At 40.7% G+C, this 17638-nt stretch carries 17 protein-coding genes; 2 read left to right on the top strand and 15 right to left on the bottom strand.

The window, feature by feature from the left end; all coding sequences use genetic code 11:
* Window positions 1-9 precede the first annotated feature (9 nt).
* Both IGI79_RS01185 and fni read left to right on the top strand, forming a co-directional pair.
* On the top strand, window positions 10-1095 hold the full coding sequence (locus IGI79_RS01185) for a phosphomevalonate kinase (protein WP_065096918.1): 1086 nt from the start codon (window positions 10-12) through the stop codon (window positions 1093-1095).
* Window positions 1092-2135: a type 2 isopentenyl-diphosphate Delta-isomerase gene (gene fni, locus IGI79_RS01180; RefSeq protein ID WP_438845618.1), complete on the top strand. Its 1044-nt coding sequence runs from the start codon at window positions 1092-1094 to the stop codon at window positions 2133-2135. Before IGI79_RS01185 ends, fni begins: the two co-directional genes overlap by 4 nt.
* A gap of 41 nt (window positions 2136-2176) precedes the next feature.
* Here fni and IGI79_RS01175 read toward each other — a convergent pair whose 3' ends face one another.
* From IGI79_RS01175 to tgt, 15 genes are all read right to left on the bottom strand, one after another.
* Window positions 2177-2980 carry a gluconate 5-dehydrogenase gene (locus tag IGI79_RS01175; protein ID WP_195274152.1) on the bottom strand — a complete coding sequence of 268 codons (804 nt, stop codon included), beginning with the start codon at window positions 2978-2980 and terminating at the stop codon, window positions 2177-2179.
* A gap of 15 nt (window positions 2981-2995) precedes the next feature.
* A complete protein-coding gene (gene kduI, locus IGI79_RS01170; protein ID WP_019722412.1) occupies window positions 2996-3838 on the bottom strand; it encodes a 5-dehydro-4-deoxy-D-glucuronate isomerase in 843 nt (280 codons plus the stop codon).
* A 16-nt stretch (window positions 3839-3854) separates the two neighbouring features.
* The gene (locus IGI79_RS01165; RefSeq protein WP_065096914.1) at window positions 3855-4862 is read right to left on the bottom strand and encodes a sugar kinase; all 1008 of its coding nucleotides are present in this window, start codon (window positions 4860-4862) and stop codon (window positions 3855-3857) included.
* A 6-nt stretch (window positions 4863-4868) separates the two neighbouring features.
* Window positions 4869-5513: a bifunctional 4-hydroxy-2-oxoglutarate aldolase/2-dehydro-3-deoxy-phosphogluconate aldolase gene (locus tag IGI79_RS01160; RefSeq protein WP_066026116.1), complete on the bottom strand. Its 645-nt coding sequence runs from the start codon at window positions 5511-5513 to the stop codon at window positions 4869-4871.
* Window positions 5514-5606: 93 nt separating this feature from the next.
* Window positions 5607-6368: an IclR family transcriptional regulator gene (locus IGI79_RS01155; protein ID WP_010736580.1), complete on the bottom strand. Its 762-nt coding sequence runs from the start codon at window positions 6366-6368 to the stop codon at window positions 5607-5609.
* A 51-nt stretch (window positions 6369-6419) separates the two neighbouring features.
* Window positions 6420-7331, bottom strand: a complete 912-nt coding sequence (locus tag IGI79_RS01150) for an AraC family transcriptional regulator (protein ID WP_195274149.1) — start codon at window positions 7329-7331, stop codon at window positions 6420-6422.
* Window positions 7332-7389: 58 nt separating this feature from the next.
* Entirely contained in the window at window positions 7390-8229 is an 840-nt protein-coding gene (locus IGI79_RS01145; RefSeq protein ID WP_019722416.1) for a sugar phosphate isomerase/epimerase family protein, read from the bottom strand.
* A 13-nt stretch (window positions 8230-8242) separates the two neighbouring features.
* Complete coding sequence (locus IGI79_RS01140; protein ID WP_438845617.1) at window positions 8243-9538, bottom strand: TRAP transporter large permease; 1296 nt, start codon at window positions 9536-9538, stop codon at window positions 8243-8245.
* Between the two features lie 10 nt (window positions 9539-9548).
* Entirely contained in the window at window positions 9549-10028 is a 480-nt protein-coding gene (locus tag IGI79_RS01135) for a TRAP transporter small permease (protein WP_010736585.1), read from the bottom strand.
* Window positions 10029-10031: 3 nt separating this feature from the next.
* Entirely contained in the window at window positions 10032-11051 is a 1020-nt protein-coding gene (dctP, locus tag IGI79_RS01130; protein ID WP_065096908.1) for a TRAP transporter substrate-binding protein, read from the bottom strand.
* A gap of 16 nt (window positions 11052-11067) precedes the next feature.
* Complete coding sequence (gene bglB / locus IGI79_RS01125; RefSeq protein WP_065096907.1) at window positions 11068-12174, bottom strand: beta-galactosidase BglB; 1107 nt, start codon at window positions 12172-12174, stop codon at window positions 11068-11070.
* 199 nt (window positions 12175-12373) lie between these two features.
* Window positions 12374-12628 (bottom strand): hypothetical protein, encoded by a 255-nt coding sequence (locus IGI79_RS01120; protein ID WP_010736588.1) that lies wholly within the window; start codon window positions 12626-12628, stop codon window positions 12374-12376.
* Between the two features lie 276 nt (window positions 12629-12904).
* Window positions 12905-15502, bottom strand: coding sequence for a bifunctional acetaldehyde-CoA/alcohol dehydrogenase (gene adhE, locus IGI79_RS01115; protein WP_438845616.1), 2598 nt, complete (start codon window positions 15500-15502; stop codon window positions 12905-12907).
* 315 nt (window positions 15503-15817) lie between these two features.
* Window positions 15818-16195: a preprotein translocase subunit YajC gene (yajC, locus tag IGI79_RS01110; protein WP_206854351.1), complete on the bottom strand. Its 378-nt coding sequence runs from the start codon at window positions 16193-16195 to the stop codon at window positions 15818-15820.
* 93 nt (window positions 16196-16288) lie between these two features.
* On the bottom strand, window positions 16289-17434 hold the full coding sequence (tgt, locus tag IGI79_RS01105) for a tRNA guanosine(34) transglycosylase Tgt (RefSeq protein WP_010736591.1): 1146 nt from the start codon (window positions 17432-17434) through the stop codon (window positions 16289-16291).
* Window positions 17435-17638 lie beyond the last annotated feature (204 nt).

Genomic DNA, 17638 nt, shown 5'->3' with positions numbered 1-17638 from the left:
GAGATTGTTATGGTTGAAGTATCTGCACCTGGAAAACTTTATATCGCTGGAGAATACGCAGTTGTCGAAACGGGGCATCCGGCAATCATCGTGGCAGTCGATCAATTCGTCACAGTAACAGTGGAAGCTGCTCGCAAAGTAGGAAGTATCCAATCTGCACAATACAGTGAGATGCCTGTGCGCTGGACAAGACGAAAAGGCGAACTCGTTTTGGATATCCGTGAAAATCCGTTCCATTATATCCTTGCTGCTATACGTTTAACTGAGAAATATGCACAGGAAAAAAACATTCTTCTTTCATTTTATGATTTGAAGGTAACAAGTGAATTGGATAGCTCAAACGGTAGGAAGTATGGACTTGGTTCTAGTGGTGCAGTTGCGGTAGCGACTGTTCGAGCATTGAACCAATTTTACGCACTGAATTTATCTCAGCTTGAGATTTTTAAAATTGCAGCCTTAGCTAATCTAGCTGTCCAAGACAATGGTTCTTGTGGTGATATTGCGGCTAGCTGTTATGGTGGTTGGATCGCCTTTTCCACTTTTGACCACCAATGGCTCAAAGAACAGGAAACAAATAAATCGATCAGTGAATTATTAGCGCTCGATTGGCCTGGTTTATCCATTGAATCCTTACACACTCCGGAAGATCTCCGTTTATTGATTGGTTGGACTGGCAGTCCTGCCTCTACTTCCGACTTAGTGGACCAAGTGCATCGCTCTCGCGAAGATAAAATGGCGGCGTATCAACAATTTCTCGAAGATAGTACGCTTTGCGTCAACACGATGATCCAAGGATTCAAAGAAAATGATGTTGCTCTGATCCAAGAAATGATTCGTAAAAACCGTGAATTATTGCGTGACCTGTCTGCCATCACTGGCGTATTGATTGAAACGCCGGCATTAAATAAATTATGTTGTCTAGCTGAACAGTTTGAAGGTGCGGCAAAATCTTCTGGCGCTGGCGGTGGGGATTGTGGCATCGTGATCGTGGACCAAAAATCAGGCATCCTTCCATTGATGAGTGCTTGGGAAGAAGCTGAGATCACCCCACTTCCATTACATGTCTACCATCAACAGAAAGAGGACAAGTTATGAATCGAAAAGATGAACATGTATCATTAGCAAAAGCATTTCACAACAAACAGATAAATGAATTCGACTTCGTTCGACTTGTTCATCGTCCACTTCCACAAAGCAAGGTTGCTGAAGTATCTTTGAAGACAGAAGTTGCAGGTTTTACTCTTTCTAGCCCTTTCTATATCAATGCCATGACTGGCGGTAGCGAAAAAACAAAAAAGATCAATCATGATCTTGCACAGATTGCTAAACGTGCTGGGTTGATGATTGCTACCGGTTCTGTCAGCGCCGCCTTGAAAGATCCTTCTTTAGCAGATTCTTACACGGTGATGCGGGAGGTCTATCCTGAAGGGAAGATTTTAGCGAATGTCGGTGCTGGTACTTCTGTCGCACGTGCCCAAGAAGCTGTACAACTCTTCCAAGCGGATGCATTACAGATCCATTTAAATGCACCACAAGAATTAGTCATGCCTGAAGGGGATCGCGATTTTTCGCAATGGAAAGAACTGATTGCAGAAATCCAACAAACCCTTGATGTGCCAGTAATCGTAAAAGAAGTGGGCTTTGGGATGACCAGAGAAACCATCATTGAATTAGCAGAGTTAGGCATCGGAACGATTGATGTCAGCGGACGTAGCGGAACAAGCTTCACACAAATCGAAAATGCTCGTCGTAAAAAGCGTGAATTAGCTTATTTGACCGATTGGGGCCAGTCTACTGTGTCCTCCTTACTTGAAGCGAACGAAGCGAATACAGCCGCCGAAATCATTGCTTCGGGTGGCATACGAAATGCTTATGATATCTTTAAAGCATTGTGTCTTGGTGCGAACGCTGTAGGGATTTCCGGAACGATCTTGACGCACTACATGACACACGGGATCGATGAGACGATTGCTCTTATGGCACAGTGGCAAGAAGAACTACGAATGCTCTATGCTATGGTCGGTGCAACAAAAACAAATGATTTAACCAAACAATCCTTGATTTTTTCTGGCCCGGTCAAAGAATGGTGCGAAGCCAGAGACATCCCATTATCAAAATATGGCCGACGCAAATAAAAATGACGAGTGCATACGATGCACTCGTCATTCTTTGTTTATTATGGTTGTTTTCCGATATAAGCTAAGATACCGCCATCTACATACAAGATATGTCCGTTAACAAAATCAGACGCACTTGATGCTAAGAAGACAGATGGTCCAGCTAAGTCGATTGGATCACCCCAACGAGCGGCTGGTGTACGGCCAACGATAAATTGATCAAATGGATGACGCTCCCCGTTTTCTTGTGTTTCTCTTAATGGCGCTGTTTGCGGCGTCGCGATATAGCCAGGTCCGATCCCATTACATTGAATGTTGTACTGACCATATTCTGAAGCAATGTTTTTCGTCAACATTTTTAATCCGCCTTTAGCAGCAGCATAGGCACTTACTGTCTCACGGCCAAGTTCACTCATCATTGAACAAATATTGATGATTTTCCCGCCACCTTTTTCAATCATATCTGGGATGACTGCTTTCGACATGATAAATGGTGCGTTCAAGTCTACGTCGATGACTTGACGGAAATCCGCCGCATCCATTTCGATCATTGGTGTACGTTTGATGATACCTGCATTGTTGACCAAAATATCGATTGGACCAACTTCTGCTTTGATTTGTTTGACCATTGCTTGTACTGCTGACTCATCCGTCACATCACAAACATAGCCTTTTGCTTCAATGCCGATTTCTTTGTAGTTGGCAATTCCTTCATCTACTGATTCCTGAGTTAAATTATTGAAGACGATCGTTGCTCCAGCTTCTGCTAATGAGCGAGCGATCTCAAAACCGATTCCGTATACCGCACCGGTGATTAAAGCGACTTTATTGTCTAAGCGAAACATATCCATATTGAATGACATTTTTATCTTCCTTTCCTATTTCAATTGATCCATTGATACCATATCCATATCTGTATAGGTGATATTTTCACCACACATTGCCCAGATAAACGAATAATTGCTTGTGCCAACACCTGAGTGGATCGACCAGCTTGGTGAAATCACGGCTTGTTCATTATCTACGACTAAATGTTTAGTTTCATCTGGTTTACCCATCATATGGAACACACGTGTGTCTTCATTTGCATAATCAAAGTAAACATAAGCTTCCATGCGACGTTCATGTGTATGACAAGGCATCGTGTTCCATGAACTACCCGGTTCTAAAATGGTGTAACCCATTTGTAATTGACAACTTTCACATACGTTTGGATGGATATATTGGTAGATTTTACGTTCATTCAATGTGACACCTTCGCCTGTTTCCATGGGTTTCACTTGATCGATGCTGATTTTTACATTTGGATATTTGTGATGTGCTGGCACAGAACTGATGTAAAATTTTGCAGGGTTTTCTGGATCTACCGAGGAGAAAACTACATGCTCTGTTTCTTTACCGATGTAATACCCATCTTGTTTCTTCATTTCTTCTTTTTCACCGTTGATTTCAATGAATCCAGGTCCGCCGATGTTGATCACACCAAGCTCGCGACGTTCTAGGAAATAAGTAACACCTAGTTCTTTATCTAGTTTGATTTCTAATGGATGAGTTGTTGGTGTTACACCGCCGAAGATCATACGATCATTGTGCGTATAAGTAAGACTGATTTTCCCTGGAACAAATACTTTCTCTACCAAAAATTCATTTCTCAATTGTTCTGTTGAATAATGACGGATATCCTCTGGGCTATGTGTATAACGTGTTTCCATTTCTTGCATGTTGATAGACTCTCCTTTATCGAATGATTTTTCCAGAACCGCTAGTGATAAAACTAGCAACTTCTGCTTGATTGAATTGGTTGCAATCTCCATGAATCGTGTGTTTCAACGCAGAGGCTGCTGTCGCAAAATCAATAATTTCTTGTGGTTGCATCTCTTCTAAAATTCCATGAAGCAATCCCCCAGCAAACGCATCTCCTCCACCCACACGATCAACGATCGAAGTGACTTGATGAAGCGGCGATTCGAAATAGCTATCCTTCATCCACAAGGTACCTTGTAGATCATTTTCACTCGCTGAATGCACCGTACGTTTGGTTGAGTAAAACGTTTGGATGTTGGGAAATCTTTCTTGCATTTTTTCGTAATAATAAAAAAGTGGGTTTACTGTCGTTTCAGGTGCTTTTGCTATCCCTAACAAATAAAGCGCATCCATCTCACCCGCTGAACAAATATCCACGAGCGGTAATAATTGTTCTAACACTTCACCCGCTTCTTGTTGTGTCCACAGCTTGCCTCGATAATTGATATCAAAACTGATTTGACAGCCTGCTTGTTTGGCTGCTTCCATAAGTTCTTTTGTCAGCCATCGCCAATTTTCTGATAATGCCGGTGTGATTCCTGAAACATGGAATAGATCGACTCCCTTAAAACAATCCTCTAGTGACCATTCCAAGCGATCCATCACCGCGAAACTGGAACCAGCACGATCATAAATGACTGAAGCCGCACGTTCACCGATCCCTGTTTCCATATAATATGTGCCAAGCCGAGGGCCGCCTTTCAGCAGTAGGCTAGTATCTACCCCATAGCTTCGTAAGTGTTTTTCGACTGCCAGACCCAGTGAATGTTCTGGGACTTTTGACATGAACGAAACCGTATGTCCATAATTTGCTAATGAGATCGCGACATTCGCTTCCCCACCGCCATAATGCGCGCAAAAATGATCACTGTTTTGTAACCGTTGTCCCTGTTCTGTCGACAAGCGTAGCATGATTTCTCCGAGTGTCACGACTCTTCCCATCAGCGGTTACCTCGTGATTTCTTTCATTTTTGCCGCATATTGTTGTGCGACTTTTGTCACTTCCTCAAAATCGCCATGAGCTGCTGGAGCCAACAAGTTCCCACCTACACCAACAGTGATCACACCTGCATCAAACCAGTCTTGCATATTTTCTAGACTGACCCCACCAGTAGGCATGATATTGACATAAGGCATCGGTGCTTTGAATGCAGAAATGATACTTGGTCCGAAAGCACTTCCAGGAAATAGTTTGACGATGTCTACGCCACTTTTGAGCGCTGTTTTGATTTCATCGATCGTCATACATCCTGGTAAATAAGGGATTTGGTATAAATTGCATAGTTCTGCGGTTTCCTGATCAAAACAGGGGCTGACGATATACTCAGCACCTGCTAAAATCGCTAAACGCGCAGTAATAGCATCCAACACTGTCCCTGCACCGATCACCACATCCTGTTGGTCTTTGTAGGTTTCTACTAGTTCTTTAATTACTCGATCTGCTTGTGGCACGGTGAAAGTCAACTCAATGCCAGTTAGTCCGCCTTTGATAATCGCGTGACAAGCATTCAGTGCTTCTTCATTTGTTGCTCCTCGTACGACTGCAATAACTCCCGCTTGTTTCAAACGAGATAAGATATCCATTTTTTTCATCTTCCCACCCATTTCTTATTTGGAAATTATAGTTTACAATAAAGAAATTTACATCTTCATTATACGGCAGGAATAAAAAAATGCAAACGCTTTTTAGCTTTTTTCAAAAGTTTTTTCGATTTCTTCTTTCGTTTGCAGGATCGTTTGAATGATTTGAGCCTTGCTTTCTTCACTTAATCGGTATTTCGGCATACTGACACTAAACGCTCCAACCACCTGGTTCTCATGAACTAAAGAGGTACCGATGCAAAAAATGTCTTTTTCGACTTCTTCATCATCGAAGGCGATTTTTGTTTGTTTAACTTGCTGGATCTCTTTTTTTAGTTTTAAAGAATTGGTAATCGTATATTCAGTGAAGGGGACCAGAGGACATTGTTCGATATACTGTTGATATTGCTCTTCCGTAAAATGTGCCAAGACGGCTTTCCCCATTGCTGAACTATATAAAGGTCTCGTGATACCGATTTTTGAAGACATACGGATCGTTTGATTTTTAGGGTCCAACTTATTGACATAGAGAATCTCGTTGTTGTCTAAAATACCTAGATGAATGGTTTCATCAATTGTTTGTTGTAGTTTTTCCAAAAATGGCAAGGTACGTTCAACTAGATCGATTTGATCGATATTTTTGTTTGCATATCGGACCAGTTTCCCACCTAAACGATAATTTTTTTCTTGATTTTTATTTACATAACCAATCATGGATAACGTATCTAAAATTTTTAATGCAGTAGATGACGTCATGTCGATACCTTTTGCAATTTCTTGTAATGAAGCATCTGGATGCTCTGCTAGATAATCTAAAATATGTGATGCTTTAATTAAAACAGTTCCGTAAGGTTTTTTATTTTCCATATTCCACTCTCCTATTTCTATATAGGAAATTATATCGGAAAGAACAATAATTTAAAAGGGATCTTTGTTTTCTTCTTCATAATGCGTATAATGAACAAACTCTCCTGCCAGATCTTTTTTCAAAAATTCTTTGGGAGTTACGCCAAATTCGGTTTTGAATGCGCGTAAATAGTGAGGATAAGAAGCGAAACCACATTTACTATAAACGGAACTTGAGCTGCCGTACTCTCTTAATAGTTGTTTTGAATAAAGTAGTTTTTTCTTCATCACGTATTGATGAAAGGTAAAACCAGTATGTTTTTTGAATTCGCGAGTCACATGATATTTACTGATGAAGAATTCTTTTTCCATTTGTTTGAGGGAGAGCGGTTCACTCAAATTCTTTGCGACAAATTGAAGCATTTTTTCTAACCGTTCATTTGGTACAGTGAAATTTTCTTCCGAAATATGTTCTTCGATCTGTACCATACGGTTGAGAAAAATCAAATATTCAACTAGCGCTTGTTCATAACGAATATCTGCACCATAATCTTTTCGATCCAACGTTTGGTCGATAAAAGAAAGTTTTTCTTTTAATATTTGCGGTTCAATATGTAATATCCGGCTGCGGCGTTCACCGATCGGCCAAAAACAGGCGGATAGATTGGACCACTTGGTGGAACGACTCTCTAGGAATGCAGGGGTGATAAACATGTAGACACGCTCGAATACGTCAGTTGACTGACGAACGATCCGATGCAGATCTCTTGAATGGATCAATAAGACATTTCCTGATTGGATCGTAAACTGACGACCATCTAAATAAAAAATGGCTTCCCCTTCCAAAGTAGCATGGATCTCATAGAAATCATGATGATGATAAACCGTTTTGTTTTGGCTAACGATATCTTTTACATGATAAATCTCATACTGATCCGAAATCATCGTATTCACTTGTTTTCCATTGATCGGTTTCTTTTCCATCTCTATCCCCCTTTTCCCGATTGATCACTATTGAACAATCATATATTCTATTATTTTCTTATCCTGTGGCTTGTTCCAACATGATTACACCTTGTTTTAGTGCATCATCCTTTGTTTCTTCTAAGACGATATAAAGATAGGGACGATGTTTCTGTGCGATGTTTACGATGGCTTCATAATCGATCATGCCTGTCCCTAGATCTACCGGGATGATCTCTTCTTTGTCGGAAACAATATAATCTTTCAGATGCAATCCGCAAATTTTTTCTCCAAACCGTTCAAAGGCTTCTTCGACTAAACTTACTTGTTGATGATAGTTTTTTGCAGTGATCAGATTGGTTGGGTCTAAAAGGATGCCTAGATAGTCCGAATCGATCTTAGCAACTAACTCTGCCACACGATCCAATGAATACAACGGATGATTCAAGCCTGGTTCGATGCCCACCATCATTCGATGCTTTTCTCCAGCTCGTACTAATCGGTGAATGGCTTCAACGATCTGTAAGAAGGCTTCATCTGAAAAGTTCTCCTCTGTATAACCCGCTTCACTCACGCTCCCCGTCTCGGTTGCGACCATCGTCGCCCCGAAGCTTGCAGCATATTGGAGATATCGTTCAAATTGACGAAGCACCGTTTCACGAACAGATAGATCAGGGTGGATCATGTTGATATAACAGCTTAAAATACCGACACTTATGCCTTCTTTTGCGAGGATATTTTTCATATATTGCCCCATTCCAGCATTGATGGCTTGTCCATCTGCTGCAAGTGTAGGAAACGAGCGGCTTAATGCTAATTGTAGCGTAGAAATGTTTTGTTGACGCGCTTTTTTTGCTAAATCATCCACGGTTTGTACGTGGCTCAAGTCATGACCTCTGGCAACTAAGTTTAAGTTCATCATGCCTTCTCCTTTATCCTAATAGATCCGGTAACCACATCACGATTTGGGGGAAATACGTAATCAACAATAAAACTGTTAATATGACACCGTAAAATGGTAACAGTGGCTTCAACATCGCTTCTGCTTTAACTCCACCAACACTCGCTCCTACATATAGTCCGGTACCTACTGGCGGGGTAATGGAACCGACACAAAGATTCATGATCGAAAATAAGCCATAGTGGACTGGATCGACACCAACACTTGTCGCGATCGGCAAGAAAATCGGCGTAAAAATCAAAATCGCTGGCGCGACATCCATGAACATTCCAACAAGCAACAAAATGATATTGATCAATAATAAAATAATGAAGCGATTATCAGTGACTCCAATGATCAGACTGCTGATTGCTTGAGGTATCCCAGTAAATGCCATAGCGAATGACATCATGGAAGACGTCGCTAATAAAAACATGATCGTTCCCGACATCGCCACGGATTGTACCAACATCTTTGGTATATCTTGTAGTTTCACTGTCTTGTAGTAGAACATGGAGATCAGTAAAGAATACAATACCGCAATCGCTGACGCTTCAATAGCCGTAAAGAACCCTGTCAAAATACCGCCAATGATAATAACGATCAAAGCTAAACTTGGGATTGCTTCTTTTAGCACTTTTCCAACTTGCTTCCCTTGGCCTTTTGGCACTGTTGGATATTTATTTTTCTTCGCCACTACAAATGCAACGAGCATGATTCCTAACGACCACAAAGCTCCCACTAAATAGCCACCCATAAATAGAGCTGAGATCGAAGCGCCTCCGGCAACTAAAGAATACATGATAAATGCTGTACTTGGTGGGATCACCATCCCTGTAGGTGCCGAAGCAATATTGACTGCTGTCGCAAATTTACGATCGTACCCTTCTTCGACTTGTTGCGGGATCAGCACGCCTCCAATCGCTGTCGAAGCAGCAATCGCCGAACTAGAGATCGAGCCGAACAACGCATTTCCTAATACATTTGTATGGGCTAAAGAACCTGGGATCCGACCAACAAACAACATGGCAAAATCAACTAATTTCTTGGCAATCCCACCGTGGTTCATGATGATTCCCGAAAAAACGAAAAACGGAATGGCAATCAATGAGAAACTATTGATACTCCCGACCATTTTTTGCGCAGAACTAAACGCTGCGACATCAAAAGGAATCACTAATAACAACGTGAGCATCGATGAAAAAGCGATACTGATTGCAATGGGCATTCCAACAATCAATAAAAAGACAAAAACAAAAAATAAAATTGCACCTGCTTCTAAAGCCATCAAATTCCTCCTATCCCTTTTCCTGAACGACAGACTTCCTATTCATTGCTTCAATCAAATTGATCAAACTGTAGATAATGATCAAAACACCTGAGACCGGCACCGATAAATAGACATAGCCCATCGGAATCCCTAATGAAGGGGAAATTTGCCCCATCGTCAATGTCACAGCATTCCAACCACCATAAACCATGATCGTGATTGCAAAAGCCAGAAAAAGACACTGAACGACGATCTCCAATACATTCGCTTTCTTACCAGTCAGTTTCTCACTTAACAGTGTAACTGCTAAGTGCCCTTTTTGACCCACTACATAAGCGGAAGATAGCATCGCAAACCAGACTAACCCAAAACGCACTAATTCTTCTGTTACAGTATTTGGATTACCCAAAATCGTTCGCGAGAATACTTGCCACAAGACAATGATGATCATACCGATCAACAGACATGCTCCTAGAAATTCTAACAGCCGACTGATTCCTTTTTTCATCGATTACACCCCTTCTTCTTGGATCATTCGGTAAAGCGTTTGAAAATCTGGATGATTTTTGAATTCGTCATGCAACGGTGCGACTGCTTCACGAAATGGCGTATTGTCCACTTCATTGAACTGGACGCCATATTCTTCCGTTGCCACTCTTTTTTCTTCTTCGATTGCTTGAGCGAATGCTTCGATTTCAAAAATCGTTGATTCTTTCGCCGCTTCTTCGATTGCTTGTTGTTGCTCAGCAGTCAAATGTTCCTTGATCGCATCGTTCATGATGATGATATCTGGTACTCGTGTATGCTCATCATAGGAATAATACTTGGCTACACCACCATGCCCGGCTGTATACAAAACAAATTCATTGTTCTCTGATCCGTTGATCAAGTTTGACTGTAGCGAAGTATATACTTCGTCACTGCCCATCGGCACAGGTGATCCACCTAGTAGTTCCACCATTCTAATGGCCGTTTCACTTTGCATCACGCGAATTTTTTTCCCTTTTAGATCATCCGGCGTGTGGATCGGGCCATCGACCATATAAAAACTACGTTGCCCTGAATCATAATAGGTGAGACCAGAAAAACCTAAATCTGTCGTTGATTGATAAATGGGTTGCATGATCTCTTCGTTCTCCATGACATTGAAGAAATGTTGCTCATCATTGAACAAGTAAGGAACTGAAAAAATCGAATAGACTTTAGAGAAACTTTCTAACGCAGAAGCACTGACTTTCGTAAAATCAATCGCACCTGATTGAGTCAGTTCGATCAATTCACGTTCTCCCCCCAATTGACCATCAGGAAAATATTTTACTTTGACTGAGCCAGCTGTTTTTTCTTCTACTAACTCTCCGAATTTATTCATTGCATCAATGACTGGCTGACTATTACTAGCATAAGCAAACCGTAAAGTGATCGTCGCTTCTCCCTCTGCATTTGCAACAACACCGACACTTGATTGACTACCACATCCACTCAAACCGATAATTCCTAATAGAACCAAAGCAAAAGCAAGTGTTTTTTTCATTTTTTTCTCCTTTCTTTCAACAATATGACACAAGTAATTCTGTCAGACATAATACAAGTAACGATTGACCATAAGGCATCGCTGTCTTGCCAATCGTACGGTAAAACTCTAAATCATCGCCCATCCCTGTACCTACCGAAACATTTTGAACTTCGCCAGTTTCATCTACTTGCTCAAGCAACCCTTGGATCGCACGATAGGCGGTTTCTAAATATTTCTTTGGCAAGTAGCGCTCATGCACTGCTTTTAAAATACCGTAAGCAAAACCTGCTGTCGCAGATGATTCTAAGTATGAGGTTGGATCATCGATCAAGGTATGCCATAAGCCACTTTCTGATTGATATTTTGCTAAGGTTTGCACTTGGGCTTCTAGCGTTTCTATTAATAATTTACGGAAAGCATCTCCTTCTTTCAGTTCCAGAATCGCAATGATTTCAGGAATCGCAATCGTCAACCAACAATTTCCTCGTCCCCAAAATGCTTCCGCATAATTATGATTACCTTCAAAGGTCCACCCGTGGTACCAAAGACCTGTACGTTTATCCATCAAATATTTGATGTGGATCATAAATTGGTATCTGGCTTCCTCTAGGTATTCTGGACGATCTAGGAGCTTACCGATTTTGGCTAATGGCAAAACCGTCATCATCAAGGTGTCATCCCACAATTGATTCTTATTTTCCGGTCCATATGTAGCGTGCTGTAATCCGTCTTCCTCTGTCCGAGGCATATCATTCATGACCCATTCCGCCCATTGCTTCAAGTAAGGCAAGTAGCGTGTATCACCCGTCTCCTCATATAAATACGCCATCGTGAGGATTGGTGCCATCGTGTTGACGTTTTTTGGCGGTGCGCCTTCTTGCATCCGTGCTTCAAACCATTCCTTCACCACTTCCGCCGCACGAGGATTTTTAGTCAACTGATAATTTTTATAGATACCGTATAGCCCTACACCTTGTGGCCAATTCCAAACAGACCAACTTTTGTCATCCACCTTTAACCCATCAAAATCCAATAAAAATTCACCTGAATCATCGTTGATCGTCGTCAAATTCTCCACTAATCGGTCAATCGTTCCTTCTACAACTTCTTTCTGTACAAATAGTTCCTCTTTAATAATCAATTTTCCCTCTCCTTTTTAAACGCTTTCATTCTATGCTGTTAATATATCAGTAAACGCTTTCTCAATAAATAGCATCATTTGAACAAAAACTATCTAAAATTGACATAACGAGATTATTAATGGGTTTTCTGTAAAAAAGAGCCCTATCAAAAGAAAAACCACGACGCCTACCGCTCGTCATGGCTTCAAAATCAACCGTTTATAAAAATGTATACACCATAAAAAATGGCAAACATGCAAGTAAAGGAAACCAAAAGTAGTTCTTACGAAAACCCAACTCGCTATTTTCCTGATTCGCTCGCATGCGATCCCCTGAAACTGCTGTGCCAGAAAGTGCAATTCCGATCAAAAGTAAGCCAATGCCAATGTTACGTAAGATTTCTCGTTCCAAAAGAAAGGATAGTCCAAGAGAAACGACACATGCAATCAACAAAGTAACAATATATTTCTTCAAGATCTCATCTCCTTTTTATAGAAAAATAGTAGCATAGCATATTCATCAAAATGCCTATTATTCGAGTTATCTAACACTTCTTTTTTTAGATATCAGAAAAAAAAGCTACGATATTTTATCTTCCAGCAACTCGCTGAGGGTCTATAAAAAATTGTTTCTGGAAATTCTTCTAGTATGTCAATGGATAGAAATTATACGAAAAACAAAAAAACAACGAACCAAGTGAGAAGATTCTCTCATGCTTGATTCGTTGTTGGGACAACTTTTAGTTATGAATTACGCATTATATGCGTCGATAATGATTTGTTTCAATTCACTGATCAATGGTTCTTTTGGATTGGCTGTTGTACATTGATCTTCATACGCTAATTCAGCCATGCGATCAACTGTTGTGTCTAATGTTTCTTGCGTCACGCCTTGCGCTCTCAAGCTCATGTCGATACCAACAGATTTTCCTAAGTCGCTAACAGCTGTTGCTAATGCTTCTACAAGCTCTGCTGTTGTTTTCCCTTTCAAACCTAAGAACTTCGCGATATCTGCGTAGTCTGTATCCGCACGGAAGTAGTCATATTTAGGGAACATCGCATGTTTTTGTGGATCTTTCGCATTGTAGCGGATGATATGCGGTAATAGGATCGCATTTGTACGTCCATGAGGGATACCGTATTCTCCACCGATCTTATGCGCAACTGAGTGACAAATTCCTAAGAAAGCATTCGCAAAGGCCATACCAGCCATTGTTGACGCATTATGCATTTTTTCGCGTGATTCCATATCTGGTGTTTTCACTGATTTTTCCAAGTAGTCGAAGACTAATTTGATTGCTTGTAAACTTAAACCACGAGTGTAATCAGAAGCCATCACAGATACATAAGATTCGATGGCATGTGTCAAGACGTCCATACCTGTATCAGCTGTAACTGAAGCGGGAACTGACATAACAAATTGTGGGTCAACGATCGCCACGTCTGGTGTTAATGCGTAGTCAGCTAACGGATATTTCACGTGTGTTTCGCTATCTGTGATTACCGCAAATGGTGTCACTTCTGAACCTGTTCCTGATGTTGTTGGGATACATACAAACTGAGTTTTTTCAGGTTTGTCGATCTTGTACGTACGTTTACGGATATCTAAGAATTTTTGTTTTGCACCAAAGAATGAAGTATCTGGGTGTTCATAGAACATCCACATGCCTTTTGCCGCATCCATTGCTGATCCGCCCCCAAGAGCGATCACTGTATCTGGTTTGAAGTCCGCCATCATTTTTGTACCAGCGTAAACTGTGTTTGTTGAAGGGTTTGGTTCAACATCTGAGAAGATCTCGATTTTCACATCATTTTTACGACGTGCTAATACTTCTCTTACAGTGTCACAGTAGCCGAATTGGACCATACCTGGGTCACAAACGATCATGACACGTTCGACGTTTTCCATTTTTTCCAAGTAAAGCAAAGAGTTCTTTTCAAAGAAGATTTTTGGTGGTAATTTGAACCATTGCATGTTATTTCTCCGTTTCGCTACAGTTTTGACGTTGATTAAGTTGACTGCTGATACGTTTCTTGAAACAGAATTCTTTCCGTATGAACCACAACCTAGTGTCAATGATGGAATCATTTCGTTGTAGATATTTCCGATTCCGCCTTCTGCTGATGGTGTGTTGACTAAGATACGACAAGCTTTCATGCGTAGTCCGAATTGAACATGCAAATCTTCGTTTTCTGAATGGATGACAGCTGTATGTCCTAATCCACCAAGGTTCAACATTCCTTCACATAATTCGAAAGCATGTTCTGTACTGTTTGATTTGACCATTGCTAAAACTGGTGAAAGTTTCTCACGTGAAAGTGGATAATCAGGCCCTACGCCTTCTAATTCTGCCACTAATAATTTTGTTCCTTCTGGTACATTGATCCCTGCTAATTTTGCGATATCCATTGCTGAATGTCCCACGATTGCAGGATTTACAGCGTATTTACCTTCATTCATGACAGCATCTTCTAATTTTGAAAGCTCTGCTGGTTTAACGAAGTAAACTTGGTGTGCTTGGAATTCTGCTTTTACGGCTGCATAGATTTCTTTATCTACGATGACTGCTTGTTCAGAAGCACAAATCATTCCGTTATCGAATGTTTTTGATACGATCAAGTCATTCACTGCACGTTTTACTTTTGCTGTTTTTTCGATATATGCAGGAACGTTACCCGGTCCAACACCTAAAGCTGGTTTACCAGTTGAATAAGCGGATTTTACCATGCCTGCACCACCAGTTGCTAATACGATCGCAATTCCTGGGTGGTTCATCAACATTGAAGTCGCATCGATCGATGGATGCTCGATCCATTGGATACAGTTTTCTGGCGCACCTGCTGCGATGGCTGCATCACGAACGACTCTTGCTGCCTCAGCGGAACACTTTTGAGCGCTTGGATGGAAAGCAAAAACAATTGGGTTTCTGGTTTTCAAAGCGATCATTGATTTAAAGATCGTTGTTGAAGTTGGGTTTGTTGTTGGTGTTACTCCACAAACGACGCCGACTGGTTCAGCAATCTCAATCAATCCTTTTTGAGTGTCTTCATTGATTACTCCGACAGTTTTGTCATATTTGATACTGTTCCAAATATATTCTGAAGCATACATATTTTTGATTGCTTTATCTTCATAGATGCCACGGCCAGTTTCTTCTACAGCCATTTTTGCTAGAGGCATGTGCTGATCTAATGCAGCCATTGCCATTTCATGCACAATGTGATCTACTTTTTCTTGATCAAAACTTTCCATTTCTTTCAACGCAACATTTGCTTTTGTCGCCAAGTCGTCGATCATCGCTTGTACATCAACAGTTTTCGTCTCTTCTTTTTCCATTATTTTAGCCATTATGTTCCTCCTACTGAGTCATGGTTATTTGTTAATTATTTCACATACACATCATACAACACTTTTTTTTCGATGTAAATACTTTTTTGTGATTTTTTTCACAGTTATATTTTTCTTTAGAAACAGGCCGTTCCACAAGAGCGATTATCGAGTAACCGTTCCATAATGGCAGACGTGATTTATTTAGCAAAGTCACAAAAAAAAAGACTGATCGCCTTCTTTTCTCTATACGAGATAGGAATGACGACAGTCTTTTTGATAAAGAATGATCGAACTCCGTATACATTTAGCCAACTCGTGGCAAACAACCGGTGTCTACAATTCTTTTTCTTCTTTTTTCTCTTCAGGTGTTTCTGGAACTTCAACAGTTTCAGTTACTTCTGGTTCTGTCGGTTCTTCTACTGGTGCGATTGGTGTGCTTGTCATCGCGCCTGTACCTGGTTTTACCGTTTTGATGGCTGCTCGATCGTATTCTAAAAAGATCCCTTCGCAGTCTAAAACAACTGTACGATTTGTCTCGTCGATTTCTGAGACTACGCCATGAAGTCCACCGATCGTGACTACTTCATCGCCAGCTTTCATACTATCAAGCAAGTTTTGACGTTCTTGTTGTTGTTTCTTTTGTGTACGTGACATAAAGAACCACATCCCTAATAGGGCAACGAACATCACTAACATTGGTAATGAACCCATTTTTTTCACCTCACTAACTAAATATCTACACTAAACACTTTAGCAGAAAAAGGCGCTAGAAACTAGTTTTTTAACTAAATTTCACAAATCCTGCTAGAAACTTTTTGCGTTTTCTTTATTGAACCCATACTCTTCGAAAAAGGCTGCACGAAACTCTAATAAGTTATCATCCATAATCGCTTGTCGTACTTGTTTCATCAAGTTTAATAAGAAGTATAGATTGTGATAAGACGTTAAACGGATACCAAATGTTTCATCGCATTTGATCAAGTGACGAATATACGCTCTCGTATAATTCTTACAAGTATAGCAATCACATTTTTCATCGATTGGACGGAAGTCCCGGGCATATTGCGCATTTTTTACAACTAATCGGCCTTGCGATGTCATACATGTTCCGTTACGAGCGATTCGGGTCGGTAGAACACAGTCGAACATATCGACTCCACGAATCACGCCATCAATCAATGAATCCGCAGCACCTACCCCCATCAAATAACGTGGTTTATGATCTGGGATCAATGGCGTCGTAAATTCTAAGACACGGTTCATCTCAGCTTTTGGTTCACCGACAGATAAACCTCCGATGGAATACCCAGGGAAATCCATACTGATTAAGTCTTTCGCACTTTGTTTACGTAAATCTTCAAAACCAGCTCCTTGGATGATACCAAATAATCCTTGACGATCTGGATTCGCATGAGCTTTCAATCCACGTTCTGCCCAACGAGAAGTTCGTTCAACTGATTTTTTCACATAATCATAACTCTCATCAAATGGAGGACATTCATCAAAACTCATCATGATATCAGAACCTAATTTATTTTGGATGTTGATGGCTTTTTCAGGAGACAAGAACATTTTTGAGCCGTTCAAGTGGTTTTTGAAATGCACACCTTCTTCAACGATGTTACGCATATCACTTAATGAGAAGACTTGAAATCCACCAGAATCAGTTAAAATCGGTTGGTCCCAATTCATAAATTTATGCAAGCCACCTGCTTCTTCGACCAAATCTTCTCCAGGACGAAGCCATAAATGGTAGGTATTACTCAAAATCACGCCTGCACCCATTTCTTTTAGTTCTTCCGGCGACATAGTTTTAACGGTAGCTAATGTACCCACAGGCATAAACATCGGCGTTGGAAAAGTTCCATGAGGAGTAATCAATTCACCAAGGCGGGCGCCTGTATGTTTTTCTTTTTTTATTAAACGATAACGAATGGCAGGTTCTGTCATTCAATTCCCTACTTTCTTTTATAGAATCGCGTTTGCAACTCCCACCATCATAATCTTTTCAACTGCTTTTTGCAAGAGCTTCTCTTTTTTTATAGGTTTTTTTAACCTGCTTTTTTTGTGAACCTTTCAATAACGAAAGAGGATTCCTAGAGCAAAATCAGTCCTTCTTTGATATACTAAGACTATCAAAAAAAAGGAGTGGAA

The sequence above is a fragment of the Enterococcus sp. AZ084 genome, assembly GCF_051714905.1.
Lineage (GTDB): Bacteria > Bacillota > Bacilli > Lactobacillales > Enterococcaceae > Enterococcus_B > Enterococcus_B pernyi.
The sequence above is the reverse complement of the archived record's forward strand: the minus strand, read 5'-3'. Positions and strand labels throughout refer to the sequence as shown.